Origin of the sequence: Acidovorax sp. NPDC077693, from assembly GCF_044542805.1 — a bacterium.
In the GTDB taxonomy this organism is placed as follows: Bacteria; Pseudomonadota; Gammaproteobacteria; order Burkholderiales; family Burkholderiaceae_C; genus Acidovorax.
On sequence record NZ_JBITVD010000009.1, the window covers coordinates 1 to 21,947 of the forward strand.

A 21,947-nucleotide genomic window follows, 5' to 3' on the forward strand; every position below is an offset into this window, starting at 1 on the left:
CGATGATAGTGCGGGTTCCCGTGTGAAAGTAGGTCATCGTCAGGCTCTTACAGCCCAGAAAACCCCAGTCAGTCATGACTGGGGTTTTTTGCTTTGCGCGATCCGAAAGATGGGATTGCTTGGAACCGGTCGATGTCCGGTGAGTTGCTAGACGGTTTCGCCACCAAGCCGCTTTGCCCTCCTAAGCCGTGGCTTTTGAGCAATACACCGCCTCGCCCAGACTAGATCGACAGCCTTCTACCCTGCTCGAAAACCAGCAGCTCCCCCTTGCCGAACGCTGTCCATTCTTCGTTCGTCGTCAGCGGGCTCGTCACGATCACTGCCACCTCGTCCCGCTCGTCCGTCTCGCGGGAAAAATCCAGCCGCACGTCCTCGTCGCTCAGCTGCGCCTCGCCGAACGGGTGCCGGCGCTCGATGTAATAAAGGCTGGTCGACGCATGGCTCCACAGGGCCTGGCCGTTGGAGAGCAAAAAGTTGAAAGTGCCGTGCGGGCTGATGCGCGCCGCCAGTTCCTTGAGGGTCAGGGTGAGCTCCCGCACGGTGGGAACACTGGCGTGCGACTTGGCGAGCTCCTGCATGATCCAACAGAAGGCATGTTCACTGTCGGTGTCTCCCACCGGCCGGAAATGCGAATGCAGCCGGGGCCGAAAATCCTTGAGGTCGCCGTTGTGCGCAAACACCCAGTAGCGGCCCCACAGTTCGCGCACGAAGGGGTGGCAGTTCTGCAGGCTCACCACGCCCTGCGTGGCCTTGCGGATGTGGGCGATGACGTTGCGGCTCTTGATGGGGTAGCGCCGGATCAGCTCGGCCACCGGGGAATCCACGGCGGGCAGGTGGTCCACGAAGTGCCTGAGGCCCTTGTCCTCGAAGAACGCGATCCCCCAGCCGTCGCTGTGGTGGTCGGTCTTGCCGCCGCGCTGTGCGAAACCTGTGAAGCTGAAGGTCACGTCCGTCGGGACGTTGCAGTTCATGCCGAGCAATTGGCACATGACTTGATTTCCATTTCGGCAATGTTCCTGAAAGTGTGGCCGGGCCTACGGAGGCCCGGCACTGTGCCACGCAGGCGGCAGAGGTGGCGGTCCTGCCAGCCACCCCATTTATAGCGCTCCAGGGTGCGCCCCGGAGCGTCTGCCCGCTGATCAGGGTTCAAACATGCGTGGGCGAGGGGGCAGCGCCTGGTCCAGACCGCGCACACCCGCTGCAGGGCCGGGGTGGCTGCTACTCCCACGTGGCACACCCGCCAGTGTGTTCCCGATGCGATCGACAGGCCGTGGCCGTTCAAACAGCCCCTGCGGAGTCCGACTTGGCTGGCGCTTCCTTCAATTGCCAGGCAGCGACCAGCGCCAGACCGCACAGCAAGGTCAGCATCAGAAACGTCTCGCCGAATGCCGCGATGCGCGCCGGGTTGCTGGCCCCCGCGGCCAGCGCTGCGCCATGCGCGCCGAGCCGCCATTCGAGCACGATGCCGCACAGGCTCACCCCGGCAGCGCCGCCCAGCATGCGCAAAAAGCCGATGCTGCTGGAGCCTTGTGAGATCAGCGATTTGTCGAGGGGCCGCATCGAGCCCAGGTTGAGCGACGGCAGGATGAACCCCAGGCCGATACGCCCCAGAATCGCCAGCGCCACCAGAATCCACAGTGACACCCCCAGGCCCACGAACACCATCAGCCCGAACGACAGGGCCAACAGCGCCAGACCGATGCTCACGAGCAGATGGGTGGGTTGCCGGTCAGCCAGGCGGCCCACGAAGGCAATGGTGGCGGCCAGCACAAAGCCTGCCGGCAGCATCAGCGTGCCCACATGCGATGCCGACAGCTCCAGGCCAAGTTGCATGAACACGGGCAGGAGATAGGTGGAGCCGAAGAGGGCGGTGCCGTAGATGAACGCCACCACGCTGCCCATCGCGAACTGCCGGTATTGGAACAGGCGCAGGTCCATCAACGGCTTTCGACCCTGCTGCAACTGCCGGCGTTGCCACGCGATGAAAAGCCCGACCGACACGGCGGCACCCAGCAGCAGGGCGCCGGCCTCGGCCACGGAGCCGCCGTGCAGCGACACCAGCCCGTTGAGCAGGCACAGCGTGCCCACGGTGCCGAGCAGCAGGCCGCGCCAGTCCAGCGCCTGCCCCTGCCGGTTGGCCTCGACCCCGCCCGGTGCGGTGACGGGCACGTATTTGTAGGCCAGCGCGATGGACGCCAGGCACAGCGGCACCACCATGAAGAAGATGGAGCGCCATCCGAACCAGTCCACCAGCAGCCCGCCGATGCTGGGCCCGATCGCCGGGGCCAGCACCACGCCCATGCCGAAGATGCCGCTCGCGCGGCCCTGCTCGTGCGGCTTGAAGGCGTACAGGATGATGACGGCCGGTATGGGCTGCACCACGCCGGCCGCCAGGCCCTCGGCCACACGGGCGACCAGCACCAGACCGAAGTCGCGCGCCAGGCCCCCGCCGATGCCGCCGGCCAGCAGCAGCAGCATCGCGCCCACATACGTGGCACGGTAGCCATAGCGCGACAGCAGCCACGGCGTGGTGAGCATGGAGACGGTGGTGGCGACCATGAACCCCGAGGTCACCCACTGCGCCCGCTCCTGGCCCAGCGTGAAGTAGTGGCTCATGTCCGGGATGGCCACGTTCACGATGGTGGACGACATGATCGATGCCATCGTGCCCACCATGACGGACAGCAGCACCAGCCAGCGGTAGCGCTCTCCGTAGCGTTCACGCAGTACGGCCAGGGAACCGGAGGTCTGGGAGTTGTTCATGGGCTGTTCGGTGCAATGGGGCCGGCGGCGCGACGGCGGATGGGCGGACGGCGTGGTGAACGCTAGGGCGGGCCGGTGATGTGGTCACCGCGTCTATGGTGCCGCGCAGGCGGCCATCAAGGCAACCGGTACCACGGGCCCGGCCCGGGCCACGGAGTGTGCAGGCCGGCCAGGGCACGCGGATGCGCTGGCGGGGCACCGCACCGTCAGGCTGCACCCGCCCCGGGTGGTGCGGCGATGCCGCCCGTCCCGTCACGGGTGCGACCCAACTGCCAACGCAGCCGGATGGCGCCATGTCAGGTCCGCTCGGACCAGAGCTTGCCGCCCGTGGCCCAGTTCTCGCGCTTGATGTCGGTGATCAGGATGTCCACCGATTCGGGCGAGCCGCCCAGCACCTCGACGGAGACGCGGGTGATCTCTTCCACCAGCTTGCGCTTTTGTTCGACCGTGCGGCCTTCCATCATTTCAACGTGGTACGTCGGCATATCTGATTCCTTGTAGGCATTAAAAAGAAGAACTGCTGTTCAACGCTGAGCAGCGGCAAGCGCCAAATCATATCGGCGGGTTGGGCGGTACACCCGGCGCTGCCACGCCATCGGCTGCTGCGGGTGCGCCGCAGGCAGGACAGATGCAGGCCCGCTCGCGTTGATCGGCCGGCACACGGGCCAACGCTGCACGGTCGATGGTCTGGGCCATGCACCAGCAACTCTCGGGCGCGCGCCCCGCCGCGATGGCGCAGCCGTTGGGCTGGCCGCACAAGGGGCAGTGGGAGGTGTCGGGGTCCGAGGGGTGGGGCATGGCAGCGCAGGTGGGCCGCCTGTGGGGCGGCGCCCGCGGGCCAGTGTACGGCGGGTGCCCGCTGTGTGCCCGCCGCGGGTTATCCCGCTGACCGGGTCTGGCGCGGGCGCAGCGGGCGGCGCGCATGACCCGTTCTCGCTGCCTGCCAACCCCGCCGCGTGCCCTGTGCGCGCTTGCACTGCGATGGGTATAAGAAAAAATAGCTGCTACCGCTTGATGGACAAGCGCTAATAGCTATATTTTTGATAGCATTTGGGCTGCGATGTGTCAGCAGCCGATTGCACGCATCGGATCAGCACAGATCAGTACAGCCTTCCCAGGTCAGCCAGCCTGCAGAGGGGGCAGCTGCCTCGGGGAGGCCGTCACGCCTGCCCACTCATCAGGCCTGCGCGGCCTTGAGCTTCAGGCGCCAGGCGTGCAGCAGGGGCTCGGTGTAGCCGCTGGGCTGCGCCTGGCCCTGGAAGACCAGGTCGCAAGCCGCCTTGTACGCCATGCTGGTGTCGAAGTGGCCGGCCATCGGCTGGTACAGCGCGTCGCCCGCATTCTGGCCGTCCACCACCGCCGCCATGCGTTCGAAGGTCTCGCGCACCTGCGCTTCGGTCACCACGCCGTGCAGCAGCCAGTTGGCCATGTGCTGGCTGCTGATGCGCAGCGTGGCGCGGTCTTCCATCAGGCCCACGTTGTGGATGTCGGGCACCTTGGAGCAGCCCACGCCCTGGTCCACCCAGCGCACCACGTAGCCCAGGATGCCCTGGGCGTTGTTGTCCAGCTCCTGCTGCTTCTCGGCATCGCTCCAGTTGGGCGCGGCGGCCACGGGCACGGTCAGCAGGCCGGTCAGCAGGTTGTCGCGCTCGGCGTTGGCGTCGGTCTTTTCCAGCTCGATCTGGATGTCGCTCACCTTGACCTGGTGATAGTGCAGCGCGTGCAGCGTGGCACCCGTCGGGCTGGGCACCCAGGCGGTGTTGGCGCCGGCCTTGGGGTGGGCGATCTTTTGCTTGAGCATCTCGGCCATCAGGTCGGGCATGGCCCACATGCCCTTGCCGATCTGCGCCTTGCCGCGCAGTCCGCACGACAGGCCCACGAGCACGTTGTTCTTCTCGTACGACTGGATCCAGGCGCTGGTCTTCATGTCGCCCTTGCGCACCATGGGGCCGGCGTGCATGGCGGTGTGCATCTCGTCGCCGGTGCGGTCCAGGAAGCCGGTGTTGATGAAGGCCACGCGGGCCGACGCGGCGGCGATGCAGGCCTTCAGGTTGACGGACGTGCGGCGCTCCTCGTCCATGATGCCCAGCTTCACGGTGTTGGCGGGCAGGCCCAGCAGTTGCTCCACGCGGCCGAACAGGTCGCTCGCAAAGCCCACTTCGGCGGGGCCGTGCATCTTGGGCTTGACGATGTAGACGCTGCCCTTGCGGGAGTTGCGGATGCCGTCTTTGCCGTGCCCTTGCAGGTCGTGCAGCGCGATGGCAGTGGTCACGACCGCGTCCATGATGCCTTCAGGGATCTCGCGCACCTGGCCCTGCGCGTCGGTCCACAGGATGGCCGGGTTGGTCATCAGGTGGCCCACGTTGCGCAGGAACATGAGCGAGCGGCCATGCAGGCGCACTTCGCCACCGGCCGGGCCGGTATAGACGCGGTCGGGGTTCAGTCCGCGCGTGATGGTCTTGCCGCCCTTGGCGACCTGCTCGGTCAGCGTGGCCTGGATGATGCCCAGCCAGTTGCTGTAGCCCAGCACCTTGTCCTCGGCGTCCACAGCGGCCACGGAGTCTTCCAGGTCCAGGATGGTGGACAGGGCCGCTTCCAGCACCAGGTCGCTCACGCCCGCGGCATCGGTCTGGCCGATGGGCGTTGCGCGGTCGATCTGGATATCGAGGTGCAGGCCGTTGTGCTGCAGCAGCACCGACTTGGGCGCGGCGGCATCGCCCTGGTAGCCCTTGAACTGCGATGCGTCCTTCAGGCCCGTCGTGGAGCCGTTGGCAAGAGACACCACCAGCTGGCCGCCTTCGACCTTGTAGCCGGTCGAATCCTTGTGCGAGCCGCTGGCCAGGGGCGCCGTGTCGTCCAGCACCTGGCGCGCGAACGCGATCACCTTGGCGCCGCGCACTGGGTTGTAGCCCTTGCCCTTTTCGGCACCGCCTTCGTCACTGATGGCGTCCGTGCCGTACAGCGCGTCGTAAAGGCTGCCCCAGCGGGCGTTGGCGGCATTCAGCGCGTAGCGGGCGTTCAGGATGGGCACCACCAGTTGCGGGCCGGCCTGGGTGGCCAGCTCGTCGTCCACATTGGCCGTGGTGGCCTTGACGTCGGCGGGCTGGGGCACCAGGTAGCCGATCTTTTCCAGGAAGCCGCGGTAGGCCACCATGTCCTTGATGGGGCCGGGGTTGGCCTTGTGCCAGGTGTCGAGCTCGGTCTGCAGGCGGTCGCGCTCGGCCAGCAGGGCGATGTTGCGCGGGGCCAGGTCGGCCACGATGGCGTCAAAACCCTTCCAGAACGCGCCGGCATCGACACCCGTGCCGGGCAGCACCTTGTCGTCGACAAAGCGGTACAGGGAGGTGGCCACTTGCAGGCCGTGGACGGTGGTGCGGTCGGTCATGGGAGAGCCTTGAAGGATGGATGAAATGGGAGGAACAAAAAAAACGGAGCCGCCCGCAGCGCGGGCCATGGGCACACTGTATTGCAAATGTTTGCCCACATAAATATGCAGAAAAGCTGGAAACCAGTGACTTTTACGCAAAGGTGGAGGGCTTGTTCACCCGGGTGCAGAGCGCGCAATTACTATAAAAATAATAGCTGCCAGCGCTGGATAGGTAAGCGACAGGGGCCTCTTTCGGTCATATTTCCGGCCCGGATCCTCCTGCCGACACCCGGGAGGGCGCGCGCCCGTTGTCCCCATAATCACCGCCCATGGACAAACTCAAGGCCTTCGAATCCTTTGTCTCGGTGGCCACGCGCGGCAGCCTCACGGCAGCGGCCAAGGCCGAGGGCGTGGCGCCCGCCATCATGGGGCGGAGGCTCGACGCGCTCGAAGAGCACCTGGGCGTCAAGCTCCTGGTGCGCACCACGCGCCGCATCAGCCTCACGCACGAAGGCAGCGCGTTTCTGGAAGACTGCCAGCGCCTGCTGTCCGACGTGGCCAATGCCGAGGCCAGCGTGTCCGAAGGCGGGGTCAAGGCCACGGGCCACCTGCGCATCACCGCGCCCGCGGGCTTTGGCCGCCGCCACGTCGCGCCGCTGGTGCCGCGGTTTCGCTCGGCGCACCCGGACGTGACCATCTCGCTGAACCTCAGCGACCGTGTGGTGGACCTGGCCGGCGAGGGTTTCGACTGCGCCGTGCGCGTGGGCGACCTGCCCGACTCGTCGCTGGTGAGCGTGCGCATCGCCGACAACCGCCGCCTGTGCGTGGCCACGCCGGAATACCTGGCGCGGCGCGGCACCCCGCGCGCGCCGGCAGAACTCGTGCAGCACGACTGCCTCACGCTGTCGAGCGACGCCTCGCAGACGCGCGGCTGGGCGTTTCGCGTGCCTCTGGGTGACGATGGTGGCACCGAGGTCATGCACCTCAAGCCCGGCGGGCCGCTCGACTGCTCCGACGGCCAGGTGCTGCACGACTGGTGCCTGGGCGGCTGGGGCATCGCCTGGCGCAGCACCTGGGAGGTCGAGGCCGAGATCGCCGCGGGCCGCCTGGTCGCGGTGCTGGAGGACTTCGCCGCGCCGCCCAACGGCATCTACGTGGTGTTCCCCCAGCGCAAGCACCTGCCGCTGCGCGTGCGGCTGTGGATCGACTTCCTGAAACACCAGTACGCACAACCTGCGTTCTGGAAAGGCGCATGAGTCCCCCGGAACCGCTGCACGCCGTCCTCCGACGCGAAGCGGCGTGCCTACGGGCGCCAAGCCGGCTCCACGTTGGCGCTGGCCTGGGCGCGCCTCGTTCGTCGGCCCGCTCCGGGCGGCATGTGGCACTGATGGGCCGCCCCGTGGCAGACTGCGCACTCCATGTCCGACCCCACCCTCCTGGTCGCTGACGACCACCCCCTGTTCCGCGCGGCCGTGCTGCACGTTCTGCGCGAGCGCCTGCCGCAGTTCCGCACGCTCGAGGCGGCCAGCGCGGCCACGCTGGGGACCGCGCTGCAGGACCATCCCGAGGTCGAACTGGTGCTGCTGGACCTGAGCATGCCCGGCGCCCGCGGCTTCTCGTCGCTGCTGCATGTGCGCGGCGAGTACCCCGAGTTGCCGGTGGTGATCATCTCCTCCAACGACCACCCGCGCGTCATCCGCCGCGCGCAGCAGTTCGGCGCGGCGGGCTTCATCCCCAAGTCCGCACCGGCCGAGTCCATGGGCGAGGCCATCGAGGCCGTGCTCGACGGCGGCAGCTGGTTCCCCCCCATGGCGGCCGAGCGGTCGGAGGCCGACGCCGAGCTGGCCGCACGGCTGGCGCAGCTCACACCCCAGCAGTTCCGGGTGCTGCTGTGCCTGGCGGACGGGCTGCTCAACAAGCAGATCGCCGCTGCGCTGGGCCTGGCGGAAAACACGGTGAAGGTGCACGTCACGGCCATCCTGAAGAAGCTCGCGTGCTACAGCCGCACGCAGGCGGCGGTGCTGGTCAAAAGCCTGGAGGCGGACGAGGGCGGGGCGGGGTAAAACGAATTGCGCGATGTGCGCTGCGTGGGGGGAGAATGGTCTCTGGCGCTTGCCTCGCAAGCGCTGGCAGCTATCAAATCTGAATATGTGAATGCGCACCGGGGCCATGCATCCGTGCAGACCGGGCCCGCCGAAGCCCGCTGCCTCATGACCCCGCTATTTCTCCCGCAGCCTGAGCAAGGTCTGGCTCACCAACGCCCGCAGCGCCGGCGCCCGCACCGGCTTGGCCAGAAAACCCCATCCCCGTTCCGCCGCCTGCCGGCGCAGCGTGGCGTCGCGCTCGGCGGTGACCAGGATCACGGCGGGGGCCTGGCCCCAGCGGTCGCACAGCTCTGTGTACACATCGGGGCCATGGTGGGTGGCGCCCAGGTGCACGTCCAGCAGCACCAGGTGCGGTGCCTGGCCGCGTTCGGCGTGCGCCAAGGCTTCGGGGGCGCCGCCGGCCAGGGGCACCTGGCAGCCCCAGCGCTCCAGCAGGGCGCGCGTGGCGGCGCAGGTGGGGCCGTCGTCCTCGATCACCCAGGCGGTGCTGCCTTGCAGCGGGGCGTCTTCCTGCGGCTGCTGCTGCACGGTGGCCGGTGCGGCGGCGGGCAACTGGGCGGCGGCGGGGTCGCCCAGCGGCACGCAGACCCAGAACACGCTGCCGCGGCCCAGTTGCGAGCGCAACCCGATCTCGTGGCCCAGCAGGCGGCCCAGGCGCTCGACGATCGCCAGACCCAGGCCCGCGCCGCGGTCGTCGGCGCGGCCTTCGTCCAGGCGGCGGAACTCCTCGAAGATCTCGCGCTGCAGCGCCTCGGGGATGCCCGGGCCCTGGTCGTGCACCTCGATGCGCAGGTGGGTTCCGCCGGGGTGGCCCACGCGCCGGCAGCCCACCACGATGCGCCCGTGCCGGCTGTAGCGGATGGCGTTGGAGACGAAGTTCTGCAGGATGCGGCGCAGCAGGTTTTCATCGGTGCGCACCACGGCGCGCGTGGGCACGCAGCTGAGCTGCAGGCCCTGGCTTTCGGCCAGCACGCCGAAGTTGTGCGCCAGCACCTGCAGCAGCGGGCCCAGGGCCACGTCGTGGATGTGCACGTCCAGTTGCCCCGACTCCATGCGCGAGATGTCGAGCAGGCTGCTCAAGATCGCGTCCTGCGACGCAAGCGCGCCGTCGATGCTGTCCACCGTGCGCCGCTCGGCGTCGTCGTGCAGGTGGCTGCGCAGCAGCGAGGTGAACATGCGCGCGGCGTTCAGCGGCTGCAGCAGGTCGTGCACGGCCGCGGCCACGAAGCGGGTTTTATAGCGGTTGGCGCGCTCGGCCTCGCGCCGGGCGGCGTCCAGGTCGCGGGTGCGGTCGGCTACGCGCTGCTCCAGCGCATCGGCGAGGGACCGCAGCTCGCGCGCGGCGTTCTTGTAGCTGGTGATGTCGGCGTAGCTCGTCACGAAGCCGCCCTCGGGCAGCGGGTTGCCGCGGATCTCGAGCACCGTGCCGTCGCCCTTGGCGCTCTCGTGCAGGTGGGGCAGGCCGCTGCGCAGGTGCGACAGGCGCCGCTCGATCGCCTCGTCGGCCGGGCCGGGGCCCAGCAGGCCGCGGCGGGCGTTGTGGCGCAGCAGGTCCGCAATGGGCTGACCCACGCGCATCAGGTCGGCGGGGTAGCGAAACAGCTGCACGTAGCGCGAGTTCCAGGCCACCAGGTTCAGGTCGGCATCGATGATGACCACGCCTTGGGGCAGGTGCTCCAGGCTGCGCGACAGTCCCGTGTCGGTCTGCTGCGCGGCCTCTTGCGCCGCCTGCACGATGCCGTCCTGGGCGGTGCGCAGCTCCTGGGCATGCTGCTGCAGCACGGTCTCCAGCTCCTGGCGGCTGCGCTGGCGCAGGTGGGCCAGGCGCTGACGCTGGCGCACGAACAGTACCAGCAGGGCCAGTGCCAGCCACCCGCCGCCGCCGGCCGCGGCGGCCCAGCGGCTGTCGGCGATGCTGCTGTGCGTCTCGTGCACCAGGTGCAGCTGCCAGGGCGTGCCGGGCAGCGGCTGGGTCTGCCACAGCACGCGGCCGGGCAGGGGCGGCAGGTCGGACGACAGCATGCGCACCAGGCGGCCCCCGTTGTCCATGTGGTCGTCCACGCGGTAATCCAGCGGGCGCAGCGGCTGGTTCGAGTACTGGCGCGTGGCGTTGAGTTCGCGGCGCTCCTCGTCGCCCAGGGGTTCGAGCAGGCGGTAGCGCCACGCGTCCTGGCTGGCCAGGAACACCACGCCGTGCGCGTCGGAGGCCAGCACGATGTCCGGCGTCTGCAGCCACTCGCGCTCGAGCTCCTGCAGCGCGATCTTGATCGCCACCAGCCCCAGCAGCTGGCCCCCCGCGTCGCGGATGGCCTGCGACAGGAAGTAGCCGGGCTCGCCCGTCGTCACCCCGATGCCGTAGAAGCTGCCGCGCCCCCGCGCCAGGGCCTCCTGTACATACGGCCTGAAGCTGTAGTCCACGCCCACGTTGCTGGTCGCGGTGCGCCAGTTGCTGGCCGCCACGGCCAGGCCTTCGCGGTTGATCAGGGTGAGCGTGGACGACTGGCTCGCGCCGTTGGCCTGCTCAAGCTTGAGGTTGAGCTGCTCCACCTCGGCCGAGCTCAGGGTGCGGGTGAGCGCGTCCTGCAGCTGCGCGTCCAGCGCCAGCACCTCGGGCAGGGTGCGGTAGCGGTCGATGCGCTGGGCCAGCGTCTGGCCGTACAGCGCCAGCTGCCGCTGCACGTTGTCGCTCTCCTCGTACAGCGAGTGCTGCCACGCCCACTGCCCGGCCACGAACATGCTGCCCGCCATGCCGGCGAGCAGGATCAGCAGGGTCCAGAATTTGCGAAGGCGCGGCGTCGTCATGGAGCAGAAAACAGGGTGCCGGGAGGAAGGCCCGGGGCTTCGATGGTGGGGTCACCGAGTGTGCCTGAGCCCGCCGGAGACTAGGTGTTTTCCCTATGTTGGGGCGTGGGGCGCCCTCTGGCGGTGCGACCGACTAATACCAATAGGTTATCGGCTGAATCCAGGGGCAGCGGTACAAACGGCACCCTCGACGCACCCCGCTGGTGCAGTCACCGTGATTTCAGGAGACATCCCCATGCAAGCCATCACCGCTCCCACAGCCCACCCCGTGCGGCTGCCTTTCTACCGGCAACTGTACTTCCAGGTGGTGGTCGCCATCATCCTGGGCGTGCTGCTGGGCCACTTCGAGCCGGCCTACGGCGCGGCGCTCAAGCCGCTGGGCGACGCGTTCATCAAACTGATCAAGATGATCATCGCGCCGGTGATCTTTCTGACCATCGTGACCGGCATCGCCGGCATGTCGCAGCTGTCCACAGTGGGCCGCGTGTTCGGCAAGGCCATGGCGTACTTCCTGACCTTCTCCACCCTGGCGCTGGTGGTGGGCCTGGTGGTGGCCAACGTGATGCAGCCGGGCGCCGGCATGCACATCAACCCGGCCGACCTGGACCAGAAGGAAGTCAGCACCTACGTGGCCAAGTCCCACGACATGACGCTGACCGGCTTCGCCATGGACATCATCCCCAAGACGCTGGTGAGCCCCTTCGTGGGCGACAACATCCTGCAGGTGCTGCTGGTGGCCGTGCTCTTCGGCGTGGCGCTGGCGCTGTCTGGCAATGCGGGCAAGCCGGTGCAGGCGTTTCTTGAATCGCTGACGGTGCCCGTGTTCAAGGTGGTCAACATCGTCATGCGGGCCGCCCCCATCGGCGCGTTCGGGGCCATGGCCTTCACCATCGGCAAGTTCGGCCTGGGCTCGCTGCTCAACCTGGCCGAGCTGGTCGCCACGTTCTACATCACCTCGCTATTGTTCGTGATCGTCATCCTGGGCGCCGTGGCCCGCGCCTGCGGCTTCTCGGTGTTCAAGCTGATCAAGTACCTCAAGGCCGAGCTGCTGCTGGTGCTGGGCACGTCGTCGTCCGAGTCGGCCCTGCCGTCGCTGATGGAAAAGATGGAGCGCGCCGGCTGCAAGAAGTCCGTCGTCGGCCTGGTGGTGCCCACCGGTTACTCGTTCAACCTGGACGGCACCAACATCTACATGACGCTGGCCGCGCTGTTCATCGCGCAGGCCACCGACACCCACCTCACGCTGGGCCACCAGGTGGCGCTGCTGCTCGTGGCCATGCTGTCGTCCAAGGGCGCGGCGGGCGTCACGGGCGCCGGCTTCATCACCCTGGCCGCCACGCTGGCCGTGGTGCCCGAAGTGCCCGTGGCCGGCATGGCGCTGATCCTGGGTGTGGACCGTTTCATGAGCGAATGCCGCTCGCTGACCAATTTCATCGGCAATGCCGTGGCCACGGTGGTGGTCTCGCGCTGGGAAAACGCGCTGGACTATGACCGCCTGAACGCCGCGCTGGACGGCGAGCCCCAGCCTCTCCCCCTGGTGGAAGAAGTGGCGCCGGTGGTGTCGTCTGCCGTGAGGCCCGCCTGATCTGCACGGCGAACTGCCATTCAATCCCCCAAAAAAGCGGTGCGGGCCTTCGGGTCTGCACCGCTTTTTGCGTGGGGGCTACTGCGTCGCAAAGCTGGTTCAGCGCGTGTTCATGGGGTGCCGACGCAGGAGTCGAAGGCCTTCGGCGGTGGTGCCCCGCGGTGAACGGGCAGCTTCCTCAAGCACAATGGCCGCCAACCGGTTCCCCAGTGGAGCAGCGCGCCCACAGCGCCGCACACGGAGGCCGCGATGACAAGGAAACCCCCATGACCCTCGAAGCCACCCTGGCCGCCCTGCATCTGGTGGCCATCCTGACCTTTGTGGTCTTTTTGTCGAGCCAGGCGGCCTTGTGCCGCATCGAATGGATGAACGCCGCCGTCGTCGAGCGCCTTGCGCGGCTGGATGCGATCTACGGCGCGGCCGCCATGCTGATGATCGGCAGTGGCCTGGCACGCCTTCTGTGGGGCGTCAAAGGCGCGTCCTGGTACGTGTCGCAGCCGCTGTTCCACATCAAGATCACGCTCGTGGTGGTCCTGGCCCTCCTGTCGATCTGGCCGTCGATCATGTTCCGGCGCTGGCGCCGCAACCTGCGGGCCACGGGTGCCCTGCCGGATGCGCTGGAAGTGAAGAAGGTGCGCCGCCTGGTGATGATGCAGGCGCACGGACTGCCCGTGGTGGCGGTGATTGCGGTGTTCTGGGCGAGGGGCTGGTAGGGGCGGTTGCCCGACCGCTCGCGTTCAGACGACAAAGCCCGCCGGTGGCTGTCACGGGCGGGCTTTTTTGTGGGCGGGTGGCGCGGCAGCGCCGGGCCGGTGGGGCATGTCAGCCCTTCAGGCACTCACTCATGAAGGCCTTGCGTTCGTCGCCCTTGAGCGTCTTGGCTTTTTCGTCGGCGTTGCAGGTCTTCATCTTGGTCTGCTGCTTTTCTTGCTTGTTGGCAGACAGGCATTCCTTCATGAACGCCTTGCGTTCGTCGCCCTTGAGCGTCTTGGCCTTTTCGTCGGCGTTGCAGGTGGCCATCTTGGATTGCTGCTTGGTCGGCGCCTTGGCGTCTTCGGCGGCGTGGACGCTGGCGCCCAGGGTCAGGGCCAGGCCGAGTGCAGTCAGGGAAATCAGCTGTTTCATGGAAGCTCCTGGAGTGAATGCGTTGTAGGTGGGTCCCGGCGGAATTGCACCATAGAACGTGCGGGCCTACAACGCGAAACAGTGCGGCACCGACCCCTTCGGCAGCTTATGCGCCATGCCCCTGGGTCATTGGTTGTTTTTGCGGCGCGACCGCTTGGTGAACGGCTGCGCAGCGTGTGCTGGAGCTGGCTGGTGCCGTCTGGCGCCGTATGCCAGCCGCCCGGGCAACAATGAGGTCGCCCCGCCGAAGCCAGCGCCACGGCGTCTTGACGATCACTCCCCGCACAGACTTCCTCCGTCCCGCACGCCCTCTGGCGAGAAGCAAAAAAAGCACACATGGTGCCCGTTGCCACAGGGTGCCGCGAGCCGGCATGGGACGCCCCGTAAAATCCGCCGATGCTCACTGCAAAAAATGAATTGCTCGCGGCCCTGGCCGGCGAGCTGGAAAAACTGTCGCCCGGCTCTGCGGGGCGGGCTGCCTTCGAATCCCCCAAAGTGGCCGCGCATGGCGATTTCGCCTGCACCGCCGCCATGCAGCTGGCCAAGCCGCTCAAGCTCAACCCGCGCGCGCTGGGCGAGCAGCTCAAGGCGGCGCTGGAGGCCACGCCGGCCTTCGCCCGCTGGGTCGATGCCATCGAGATCGCCGGCCCGGGCTTTCTGAACATCCGGTTGAAGCCCGCCGCCAAGCAGGAAGTGGTGCGCGAGGTGCTGGCCGCTGGCGAGCGCTTTGGCTACCAAAAGGACAACGGCCAGCGCGTGCTGGTCGAGTTCGTCTCGGCCAACCCCACAGGTCCCCTGCACGTGGGCCACGGCCGCCAGGCGGCCCTGGGCGACGCGATCTGCAACCTGTTCAGCACCCAGGGCTGGAAGGTGCACCGCGAGTTCTACTACAACGACGCGGGCGTGCAGATCCACACGCTGACCACCAGCACCCAGTTGCGCGCCAAGGGCTTCAAGCCCGGTGACGACTGCTGGCCCATCGACCCGGAGAACCCGGCCAGCAAGGCGTTCTACAACGGCGAGTACATCCAGGAGATCGCCAATGACTTCCTCGCCGGGAAGACCGTCAAGGCCGACGACCGCGAGTTCACCGCCAGCGGCGACGTGGAAGATGTGGAATCCATCCGCCAGTTCGCCGTGGCCTACTTGCGCAACGAGCAGGACAAGGACCTGCAGGCCTTCAACCTGAAGTTCGACGAGTACTACCTCGAGTCGAGCCTGTACACCAGCGGCCGCGTGGACGCCACGGTGAACAAGCTCGTCGCCAACGGCAAGACCTACGAGCAGGACGGTGCGCTGTGGCTCAAAAGCACGGACTACGGCGATGACAAGGACCGGGTCATGCGCAAGAAGGACGGCACGTACACCTACTTCGTGCCCGACGTGGCCTACCACATCGCCAAGTGGGAGCGCGGCTTCACCAAGGTCGTCAACATCCAGGGCACGGACCACCACGGCACCATCGCCCGCGTGCGCGCCGGCCTGCAGGCGGCCGATGTGGGCATTCCGCAGGGCTACCCCGACTACGTGCTGCACACCATGGTGCGCGTGGTCAAGGGCGGCGAAGAGGTCAAGATCAGCAAGCGCGCGGGCAGCTACGTCACGCTGCGCGACCTGATCGAGTGGACCAGCAAGGACGCGGTCCGCTTCTTCCTCTTGAGCCGCAAGCCCGACACCGAGTACACCTTCGACGTGGACCTGGCCGTCGCGCAGAACAACGACAACCCGGTGTACTACGTGCAGTACGCCCACGCGCGCATCCAGTCGGTGCTGCGGGCCTGGCAAGAGGCCGGCGGTGGTGACGTGGCGTCGCTGCACGGCGTCGACCTGTCGGCGCTGCAGGGCCCGCAGGCCCAGGCGCTGATGCTGCAACTGGCCAAGTACCCCGAGATGCTCACGGCCGCCGCCGACGGCGAGGCGCCGCACGACGTCACCTTCTACCTGCGCGACCTGGCCGCCAGCTACCACAGCTACTACGATGCCGAGCGCATCCTGGTCGACGACGAGGCCGTGAAGAAGGCCCGCCTGGCGCTGGTCGCGGCCACCGCACAGGTATTGCACAATGGCCTGGCCGTGCTGGGCGTATCGGCTCCAGCCAGAATGTAAGCAGTCACTATGAAGAAACAACAGACGGGCGGGACGATCATCGGCTTCATCGTGGGGGTCATCGTGGGCCTGGGCGCCGCATTGGCGGTGGCCGTGTTCGTGACCAAGGTGCCGGTACCCTTCCTGAACAAGAGCAATGGCCGCGGTGTCGACCTGGACGCGGCCGAGTCGCAAAAGAACAAGAACTGGGACCCGAACTCGCCGCTGTACGGCAAGAACCCGGCCCGCCCCCCGGTGGCCGCGGCTTCTGCCCCCGCGTCGGCGCCCGCCGCCGCGGCGCCTGCGCCGGATGTGCGGGCTGCGGCCTCCGCACCCAAGCCGGCCGCCAGCAAGCCCGAGGCCGCCAAGGCCGAGAGCAAGCCCGGCGCCGACCCGCTGGGCGACCTGGCCGTGGCCAAGGCTGCGGCCAAGGGCAATGTGGACCCGTTCGACTACTTCGTGCAGGCCGGTGCCTTCCGCACCCAGGCCGACGCGGACGCCCAGCGCGCCAAGCTGGCCATGCTGGGCTGGGAAGCCCGCGTGAGCGAACGCGAGCAGAACGGCCGGCCGGTCTTCCGGGTGCGCGTGGGTCCGTTTGCCAAGCGCGACGACGCCGAGCAGCTCAAGGAAAAGCTGGACGGCACGGGCGTGGAGTCGGCCCTGGTGCGCGTGCAGCGCTGAACGGCGGGCCTGCGGACTGCGCGGGCTGAACTTTTTCCGGGGGCGCGGCTCCCATCCCCCAGATCTGAACTAGGAGAGTCTTTGTCATGAAACGCCGTGAGTTTTCTTTGTCCACTGCTTCGGCAGTCGCCGCCACCGCCCTGACGCTGCCCGTCGCCACGCCCGCGCTGGCCCAGGCCCGCCAGTTCAAGGAGGGCAAGGACTACAAGCGGCTGGACAAGCCCGTGACGCCCGACGCGCCCGCCGGCAAGGTCGATGTGATCGAGTTCTTCTGGTACAGCTGCCCCCACTGCAACGCGTTCGAACCCACGCTCGATGCCTGGGTCAAGGCCGCGCCCAAGGATTTGTCCATCCGCCGCGTGCCCGTGGCGTTCAACGCCAGCTTCGTGCCGCAGCAAAAGCTGTTCTACGCGCTGGAAGGCATGGGCAAGCTCGAAGCCCTGCACGCCAAGGTGTTCCGCGCCATCCATGTGGAGAAAGCCAAGCTCGCCAAGGACGACGAAATCCTGGCCTGGGTGACCCAGCAGGGCGTGGACGCCGCCAAGTTCAAGGAAATCTACAGCTCCTTCACCGTGTCGAACCAGGTGCGCCGCGCATCGCAGCTGCAGGACGCCTACGGCGTCGAAGGCGTGCCCTCGATGGGCGTGGCCGGCAAGTACTACACCGACGGCACCATGGCCGGCAACATGCAGAACGTGCTGCAAGTGGTGGAGTTCCTCACCAAGCAGAAGTAAGCCCGAGCCGCCTGGCCCGGCATGCCCCACGAAAAAGCCCGCGGATGCGGGCTTTTTTCATTGCCGTCCCGCGCCGAGGAAGCGACTCCTTGGGGCCAGAGACCCCACGCGCGTGCAAGCGTGTGGGTGTTTTTCCATGGCGCAGGCCGTGGGGTGGCTACAATGAACTGCAAGATTCGTGCCCTATGAAACACAGCATCCTCCCAACCCTCCTGCTCACGGCCCTGGCCTGCATTCATGGCGTTGCCCATGCTGAAAAGGCTGACCGCGCCAAACCCATGAACATCGAGGCCGACGCCCTGCGGCACGATGAGCTCAAGCAAACCAGCGTGTTCACCGGCCGCGTGGTCATGACCAAGGGGTCCATCATCCTGCGCGGTGCGCGGCTGGATGTGCGCCAGGACGCCGAGGGCTACCAGTACGGGGTGGTGACGGCCGAGGCGGGCAAGCGCGCGTTCTTTCGCCAAAAGCGCGACACCGTGCCCGGTGCGCCCGACGAATTCATCGAGGGCGAGAGCGAAGTCATCGAGTACGACGGCAAGGCCGACAACGTGCGCTTCATCACCCGAGCCGAGCTGCGCCGCTACCGCGGTGCGGTGCTGAGCGACGAGATCACCGGCGCCGTCATCGTCTACAACAACCTGACCGACGTGTTCACCGTGGACGGCCAGCGCAAGCCGTCCACCACCACCGCAGGCGACACCCCGGCCCCTGGCAGCCGCGTGCGCGCAGTGCTGGCGCCCAAGGACCCGCCACCGGGCGCCGCAGCACCTGCCGCGCCGTCGTCGGCCCCGGCGCTGCGCCCCAGCAACACCCTCGGCGGCGGCGCCCAGTGAGCGCGCAGCCTGTCTCGTCCGGCGCACCCTCTGCTGCAGACCCACAGGTCGGCAGCCGGCTGGAGGTGCAGCACCTGGCCAAGTCGTACGGCAGCCGCAAGGTCGTCAAGGATGTGTCGCTCACCGTGCAAAAGGGCGAAGTCGTCGGGCTGCTCGGCCCCAACGGAGCGGGCAAGACCACCTCGTTCTACATGATCGTGGGCCTGGTGCGCAGCGATGCGGGCGACATCCGCATCGACGGCCAGTCGGTCGCCCACATGCCCATCCACCGCCGGTCGCGCCTGGGTTTGTCGTACCTGCCGCAGGAGGCGTCCATCTTCCGCAAGCTGTCGGTCGAGGAAAACGTGCGCGCCGTGCTGGAGCTGCAGCGCGGCGACAACGGCCAGCCGCTCCCGCGCGAGGCCATCGAAGAGCGCCTCACCGCCCTGCTGCAGGAGCTGCGGGTGGACCACCTGCGGGCCTCGCCCGCCATGGCCCTGTCCGGGGGCGAGCGCCGCCGCGTGGAGATCGCCCGCGCCCTGGCCACGCAGCCACGCTTCATCCTGCTGGATGAGCCCTTCGCCGGCATCGACCCGATCGCGGTGATCGAGATCCAGCGCATCATCGGCTTCCTCAAGGCGCGCGGCATCGGCGTGCTCATCACCGACCACAACGTGCGCGAGACGCTGGGCATCTGCGACCACGCGTTCATCATCAGCGACGGCCAGGTGCTGGCGCAGGGAACCCCTTCCGAGATCGTCGACAACACCGAAGTGCGCCGGGTGTACCTGGGCGAACACTTCCGCATGTAGCAGACCGATGGACTGTACGTTCGACCCCCGCCTCTCTTTTTTGCCGCCCCGCGGGGCGGCGTGCGCCGCGCGCCCTGCAGGCCGCAAGGTGGCTGCCCGATGAAGCCCGGCCTGTCACTGCGCGTTTCGCAGCACCTGGCGCTCACGCCGCAGCTGCAGCAGTCCATCCGGCTGCTGCAGTTGTCCACGCTGGAGCTGGGTCAGGAGGTCGAGCAGATGCTCGACGAAAACCCGTTTCTCGAGCGCAACGCCGAAGAAGCTCCGCGCGAAGAGTTCGGCCTGGAGGCGGCCGACGTTCCTGCCCAGCCCGACGAGTACAGCGCGGACGACACGCTGTATTCCAACGCCCCCGGCACCAGCACCACCAGCACATCGAGCGACACCGCGGCCGACAGCCCGCTGGGTGACTCCGAGCCGGGCAGCAGCGCCAGCGACGAGCCTGACTGGAGTGGCGACGGCACCGTCGAGGTGGCGCCCAACGACACCGAATGGGGCGGCGATGCGCCCGCCCGCAACCGCAACGATGCCGAAGGCGACGAGGCCGACGCCACCGAGCTGGCCCGCACGCACGAATCGCTCACCGCCTTTTTGCACCGCCAGGCGCTGTCGCTGCGCCTGTCCGAGGTGGACCGCGCGGCGCTGCGCTTTTTGATCGAGTCGCTCAACGACGACGGCTACCTCGAAGACCCGCTCGAAGAGCTGGCCATCAGCCTGGCCGGCCCCGACGACCTGGAGCAGATCGAAGAGCTGGTGCACCGCTTCACGGTGGCGCAGCGCCTGTTGCAAAGCCTGGAGCCCGTGGGCGTGGGCGCGCGCGGGCTGGGCGAGTGCCTGACCCTGCAGCTCAAGGCCCTGGCCGCGGACGAAGACAGCGAGATCGACCCCGACACCGTGCAGACCGCGCTGCGCGTGTGCCAACAGCCGCTGGAGATGCTGGCGCGCCGCGACATCCGCCGCCTGACGCAGCTGTGCGGCGACGGCGAGGAGCGCACCCGCGCCGCCATGGCCCTGATCGCCCGGCTGGAGCCGCGCCCGGGCCGCAAGTTCGTGGACGTGGAGCGCAACATCATCGTGCCCGACGTCATCGTGCGCAAAGCGGGCCGCGCCAACGGGCGCGACGGGCAGCACAATTTCATCGTCGCGCTCAACCCCGACGTGATGCCGCGCCTGCGCGTGCACGACATCTACGCCGGCGCACTGCGCGGCCACAAGGGCGGCGAAGGCCACCAGGGCATGCAGCAGCGCCTGCAGGAGGCGCGCTGGTTCATCAAGAACATCCAGCAGCGCTTCGACACCATCCTGCGCGTCTCGCGCGCCATCGTGGAGCGGCAAAAGAGCTTCTTCACGCATGGCGAGCTGGCCATGCGCCCGCTGGTGCTGCGCGACATTGCCGACGAGCTGGGCCTGCACGAGTCCACCATCAGCCGCGTGACCACCGCCAAGTACATGGCCACGCCCATCGGCACCTACGAGCTCAAGTACTTCTTCGGCTCGGGCCTGGGCACCGAGACGGGCGGCAATGCGTCGAGCACCGCCGTGCGCGCGCTGATCAAGCAGTTCGTCGCGGCCGAGAGCCCCACCAAGCCGCTGTCGGACAGCCAGATCGCCGAGATGCTCAAGGAGCAGGGCATCGAGTGCGCACGCCGCACGGTGGCCAAGTACCGCGAAGCGCTCAAGATCGCGCCGGCCAATCTGCGCAAGGCGCTGTAGCTCTGTCAGCGCTGCAGGGCCTTCAGGACCTGCGATGGGCCGTGCGCCGGAAGATCGCCGCCCACCCACCGGCCCGCCAACTGCTATGCGGTGGGGTGCGAGGCCAGGCTACTTGCGCTGGGGCGCGAAAACGGCGTCGTAGGACTGTGCGCTGAAGCCTGACAACCGCTGGCCGTTGGTGAGCAATACCGGCACACCCCGTCCGCCAATCTGTGCAAAGGCCGCCTTGCCCACCGGCGTATCGACGTCCAGCTCGCGGTAGGCAATGCCTTTTTGCGCCAGGTACGCCTTGGCGGCCTTGCAGTAGCCGCACCAGGTGGCCATGTAGAGCACGACGTCGCCACGGGGTGCTGCGGCGGGGGGCTCGGTCTTGGGGCTGCGGTCCGCCGCGCGGGGCTCTGCACCCGGCACCACGCTGACCGGCAGGTTGTCCAGCTTCATCGCCTTGTCCACACCCACGCCCGTGGGGGGCTTGTCGCTGTAGACGACCCGGCCGTCCGGGCCCACCGTTTTGTAGAGCGTCTGGGCGCCCGCCATCGGTGCCAGCACCAGCGCGGCCGTTGCCAGCGTGGCGGCTACGGCCTGGCGGAAAAGGCCGGGGGAGGGGCTCCGGTAAAATCTCATGCCTGCGAGCATAAGAGACACCGGGCGTGCTGTCAGCAAGAAGCTGCCCGGATGTGCCGCACCGCCCCATGGCACCACCCGCCGTGGGCCGCAGGGCCTGTCGCTGCAGAAAATCCCCGGCACCCAGCGGCCCTGCGCAGTACCGCATGCGCGCCGCCACCGCGGGTGCCCGCCCGTTGTCCTTGTTCCACGCTTCCACTCCGCTCCACCCCCACCGCCCAGCCATGGCCCGCATCGTCTTCGACCTTCCCGCGCAGTTCGGTTTTTCCACCGAGATGCAGATCTACATCAGCCATGTGAACCAGGGCGGGCACCTGGACAACGCGCAGCTGCTGAGCCTGGTGTCCGAGGCGCGCGTGCGTTTCTTCCAGTCGCTGGGCTACCCGGAGGCCGACGTGGGCGGGCTGTCCATCGTGGTGGGCGACATCGTGGCGCAGTACAAGTCCGAGGGCTTTCATGGCGAGACCATGTGCGTGGAGATGGCGCCGGCGGATTTCAACCGCTATGGCTTCGACCTCGTGTTCCGCATGACCGAGAAGACCTCGGGGCGCGAGGTGGCCCGCGGCAAGATCGGTATCGTCTTCATCGGCAAGCGCGACCGCAAGGCGGCGGCGATGCCGCCTACGATCCGTGAACTGCTACGGAGCAGTGTGTTGCACCAGGGTTAACCTATTGCACGCTGTCTGGGCAATACGCGAGGGCTCGTCGCCCCAGAAAAAACAACCGGGCCTGTTGCGGG

General features: G+C 67.9%; 19 protein-coding genes. 11 read left to right on the forward strand and 8 right to left on the reverse strand.

Annotated features, from left to right (window positions below; all coding sequences use genetic code 11):
- Positions 1-221: 221 nt before the first annotated feature.
- From ACIGHN_RS13760 to ACIGHN_RS13780, 5 genes are all read right to left on the reverse strand, one after another.
- Positions 222-989: a class II glutamine amidotransferase gene (locus tag ACIGHN_RS13760; protein ID WP_056420565.1), complete on the reverse strand. Its 768-nt coding sequence runs from the start codon at positions 987-989 to the stop codon at positions 222-224.
- Between the two features lie 289 nt (positions 990-1,278).
- On the reverse strand, positions 1,279-2,763 hold the full coding sequence (locus ACIGHN_RS13765; RefSeq protein ID WP_396504827.1) for an MFS transporter: 1,485 nt from the start codon (positions 2,761-2,763) through the stop codon (positions 1,279-1,281).
- 296 nt (positions 2,764-3,059) lie between these two features.
- The gene (locus ACIGHN_RS13770; protein ID WP_007850839.1) at positions 3,060-3,248 is read right to left on the reverse strand and encodes a 4-oxalocrotonate tautomerase; all 189 of its coding nucleotides are present in this window, start codon (positions 3,246-3,248) and stop codon (positions 3,060-3,062) included.
- Positions 3,249-3,315: 67 nt separating this feature from the next.
- The gene (locus ACIGHN_RS13775; protein WP_396504828.1) at positions 3,316-3,561 is read right to left on the reverse strand and encodes a cysteine-rich CWC family protein; all 246 of its coding nucleotides are present in this window, start codon (positions 3,559-3,561) and stop codon (positions 3,316-3,318) included.
- A 379-nt stretch (positions 3,562-3,940) separates the two neighbouring features.
- Positions 3,941-6,148, reverse strand: coding sequence for a malate synthase G (locus ACIGHN_RS13780; protein WP_396504829.1), 2,208 nt, complete (start codon positions 6,146-6,148; stop codon positions 3,941-3,943).
- Between the two features lie 311 nt (positions 6,149-6,459).
- Between ACIGHN_RS13780 and ACIGHN_RS13785 the strand changes: the two genes are divergently transcribed.
- Positions 6,460-7,386, forward strand: a complete 927-nt coding sequence (locus ACIGHN_RS13785) for a LysR family transcriptional regulator (RefSeq protein WP_056172305.1) — start codon at positions 6,460-6,462, stop codon at positions 7,384-7,386.
- A 162-nt stretch (positions 7,387-7,548) separates the two neighbouring features.
- On the forward strand, positions 7,549-8,193 hold the full coding sequence (locus ACIGHN_RS13790) for a LuxR C-terminal-related transcriptional regulator (RefSeq protein ID WP_396504830.1): 645 nt from the start codon (positions 7,549-7,551) through the stop codon (positions 8,191-8,193).
- 156 nt (positions 8,194-8,349) lie between these two features.
- Here ACIGHN_RS13790 and ACIGHN_RS13795 read toward each other — a convergent pair whose 3' ends face one another.
- Positions 8,350-11,037, reverse strand: coding sequence for a PAS-domain containing protein (locus tag ACIGHN_RS13795; protein WP_396504832.1), 2,688 nt, complete (start codon positions 11,035-11,037; stop codon positions 8,350-8,352).
- Positions 11,038-11,272: 235 nt separating this feature from the next.
- Between ACIGHN_RS13795 and ACIGHN_RS13800 the strand changes: the two genes are divergently transcribed.
- Both ACIGHN_RS13800 and ACIGHN_RS13805 read left to right on the forward strand, forming a co-directional pair.
- Entirely contained in the window at positions 11,273-12,622 is a 1,350-nt protein-coding gene (locus ACIGHN_RS13800; RefSeq protein WP_056420548.1) for a dicarboxylate/amino acid:cation symporter, read from the forward strand.
- Positions 12,623-12,888: 266 nt separating this feature from the next.
- Positions 12,889-13,335, forward strand: a complete 447-nt coding sequence (locus ACIGHN_RS13805; protein ID WP_056420657.1) for a DUF2214 family protein — start codon at positions 12,889-12,891, stop codon at positions 13,333-13,335.
- Between the two features lie 109 nt (positions 13,336-13,444).
- Here ACIGHN_RS13805 and ACIGHN_RS13810 read toward each other — a convergent pair whose 3' ends face one another.
- Entirely contained in the window at positions 13,445-13,747 is a 303-nt protein-coding gene (locus ACIGHN_RS13810) for a PsiF family protein (RefSeq protein ID WP_396504834.1), read from the reverse strand.
- 396 nt (positions 13,748-14,143) lie between these two features.
- On the opposite strand from ACIGHN_RS13810, the gene argS reads away from it, so the two are divergent.
- From argS to ACIGHN_RS13840, 6 genes are all read left to right on the forward strand, one after another.
- Positions 14,144-15,853: an arginine--tRNA ligase gene (gene argS, locus ACIGHN_RS13815; RefSeq protein ID WP_396504835.1), complete on the forward strand. Its 1,710-nt coding sequence runs from the start codon at positions 14,144-14,146 to the stop codon at positions 15,851-15,853.
- A 9-nt stretch (positions 15,854-15,862) separates the two neighbouring features.
- Positions 15,863-16,513, forward strand: coding sequence for an SPOR domain-containing protein (locus ACIGHN_RS13820; RefSeq protein ID WP_056420539.1), 651 nt, complete (start codon positions 15,863-15,865; stop codon positions 16,511-16,513).
- Between the two features lie 86 nt (positions 16,514-16,599).
- Positions 16,600-17,247, forward strand: coding sequence for a thiol:disulfide interchange protein DsbA/DsbL (locus ACIGHN_RS13825; RefSeq protein WP_056420537.1), 648 nt, complete (start codon positions 16,600-16,602; stop codon positions 17,245-17,247).
- Between the two features lie 185 nt (positions 17,248-17,432).
- On the forward strand, positions 17,433-18,083 hold the full coding sequence (gene lptA / locus ACIGHN_RS13830) for a lipopolysaccharide transport periplasmic protein LptA (protein ID WP_396504837.1): 651 nt from the start codon (positions 17,433-17,435) through the stop codon (positions 18,081-18,083).
- The gene (gene lptB, locus ACIGHN_RS13835) at positions 18,080-18,874 is read left to right on the forward strand and encodes an LPS export ABC transporter ATP-binding protein (RefSeq protein WP_396504840.1); all 795 of its coding nucleotides are present in this window, start codon (positions 18,080-18,082) and stop codon (positions 18,872-18,874) included. Before lptA ends, lptB begins: the two co-directional genes overlap by 4 nt.
- A 99-nt stretch (positions 18,875-18,973) precedes the next feature.
- Positions 18,974-20,584: an RNA polymerase factor sigma-54 gene (locus ACIGHN_RS13840; RefSeq protein ID WP_396504842.1), complete on the forward strand. Its 1,611-nt coding sequence runs from the start codon at positions 18,974-18,976 to the stop codon at positions 20,582-20,584.
- A 108-nt stretch (positions 20,585-20,692) separates the two neighbouring features.
- Here ACIGHN_RS13840 and ACIGHN_RS13845 read toward each other — a convergent pair whose 3' ends face one another.
- Positions 20,693-21,208: a glutaredoxin domain-containing protein gene (locus tag ACIGHN_RS13845; RefSeq protein WP_396504843.1), complete on the reverse strand. Its 516-nt coding sequence runs from the start codon at positions 21,206-21,208 to the stop codon at positions 20,693-20,695.
- Between the two features lie 224 nt (positions 21,209-21,432).
- On the opposite strand from ACIGHN_RS13845, the gene ACIGHN_RS13850 reads away from it, so the two are divergent.
- Complete coding sequence (locus ACIGHN_RS13850; RefSeq protein ID WP_396504844.1) at positions 21,433-21,876, forward strand: acyl-CoA thioesterase; 444 nt, start codon at positions 21,433-21,435, stop codon at positions 21,874-21,876.
- The last annotated feature ends 71 nt before the right edge of the window (positions 21,877-21,947 follow it).

Excerpts from the sequence above, each read along its gene's own strand:
- ACIGHN_RS13790 (WP_396504830.1), top strand. The coding sequence starts at position 7,549 with ATGTCCGACCCCACCCTCCTGGTCGCTGACGACCACCCCCTGTTCCGC.
- ACIGHN_RS13845 (WP_396504843.1), bottom strand. The coding sequence starts at position 21,208 with ATGAGATTTTACCGGAGCCCCTCCCCCGGCCTTTTCCGCCAGGCCGTA.
- ACIGHN_RS13770 (WP_007850839.1), bottom strand. The coding sequence starts at position 3,248 with ATGCCGACGTACCACGTTGAAATGATGGAAGGCCGCACGGTCGAACAA.
- ACIGHN_RS13775 (WP_396504828.1), bottom strand. The coding sequence starts at position 3,561 with ATGCCCCACCCCTCGGACCCCGACACCTCCCACTGCCCCTTGTGCGGC.
- ACIGHN_RS13800 (WP_056420548.1), top strand. The coding sequence starts at position 11,273 with ATGCAAGCCATCACCGCTCCCACAGCCCACCCCGTGCGGCTGCCTTTC.
- ACIGHN_RS13840 (WP_396504842.1), top strand. The coding sequence starts at position 18,974 with ATGAAGCCCGGCCTGTCACTGCGCGTTTCGCAGCACCTGGCGCTCACG.
- ACIGHN_RS13765 (WP_396504827.1), bottom strand. The coding sequence starts at position 2,763 with ATGAACAACTCCCAGACCTCCGGTTCCCTGGCCGTACTGCGTGAACGC.
- ACIGHN_RS13795 (WP_396504832.1), bottom strand. The coding sequence starts at position 11,037 with ATGACGACGCCGCGCCTTCGCAAATTCTGGACCCTGCTGATCCTGCTC.
- lptA (WP_396504837.1), top strand. The coding sequence starts at position 17,433 with ATGAAACACAGCATCCTCCCAACCCTCCTGCTCACGGCCCTGGCCTGC.
- ACIGHN_RS13760 (WP_056420565.1), bottom strand. The coding sequence starts at position 989 with ATGTGCCAATTGCTCGGCATGAACTGCAACGTCCCGACGGACGTGACC.
- ACIGHN_RS13805 (WP_056420657.1), top strand. The coding sequence starts at position 12,889 with ATGACCCTCGAAGCCACCCTGGCCGCCCTGCATCTGGTGGCCATCCTG.
- ACIGHN_RS13850 (WP_396504844.1), top strand. The coding sequence starts at position 21,433 with ATGGCCCGCATCGTCTTCGACCTTCCCGCGCAGTTCGGTTTTTCCACC.
- ACIGHN_RS13825 (WP_056420537.1), top strand. The coding sequence starts at position 16,600 with ATGAAACGCCGTGAGTTTTCTTTGTCCACTGCTTCGGCAGTCGCCGCC.
- ACIGHN_RS13810 (WP_396504834.1), bottom strand. The coding sequence starts at position 13,747 with ATGAAACAGCTGATTTCCCTGACTGCACTCGGCCTGGCCCTGACCCTG.
- ACIGHN_RS13785 (WP_056172305.1), top strand. The coding sequence starts at position 6,460 with ATGGACAAACTCAAGGCCTTCGAATCCTTTGTCTCGGTGGCCACGCGC.
- argS (WP_396504835.1), top strand. The coding sequence starts at position 14,144 with ATGCTCACTGCAAAAAATGAATTGCTCGCGGCCCTGGCCGGCGAGCTG.
- ACIGHN_RS13780 (WP_396504829.1), bottom strand. The coding sequence starts at position 6,148 with ATGACCGACCGCACCACCGTCCACGGCCTGCAAGTGGCCACCTCCCTG.
- ACIGHN_RS13820 (WP_056420539.1), top strand. The coding sequence starts at position 15,863 with ATGAAGAAACAACAGACGGGCGGGACGATCATCGGCTTCATCGTGGGG.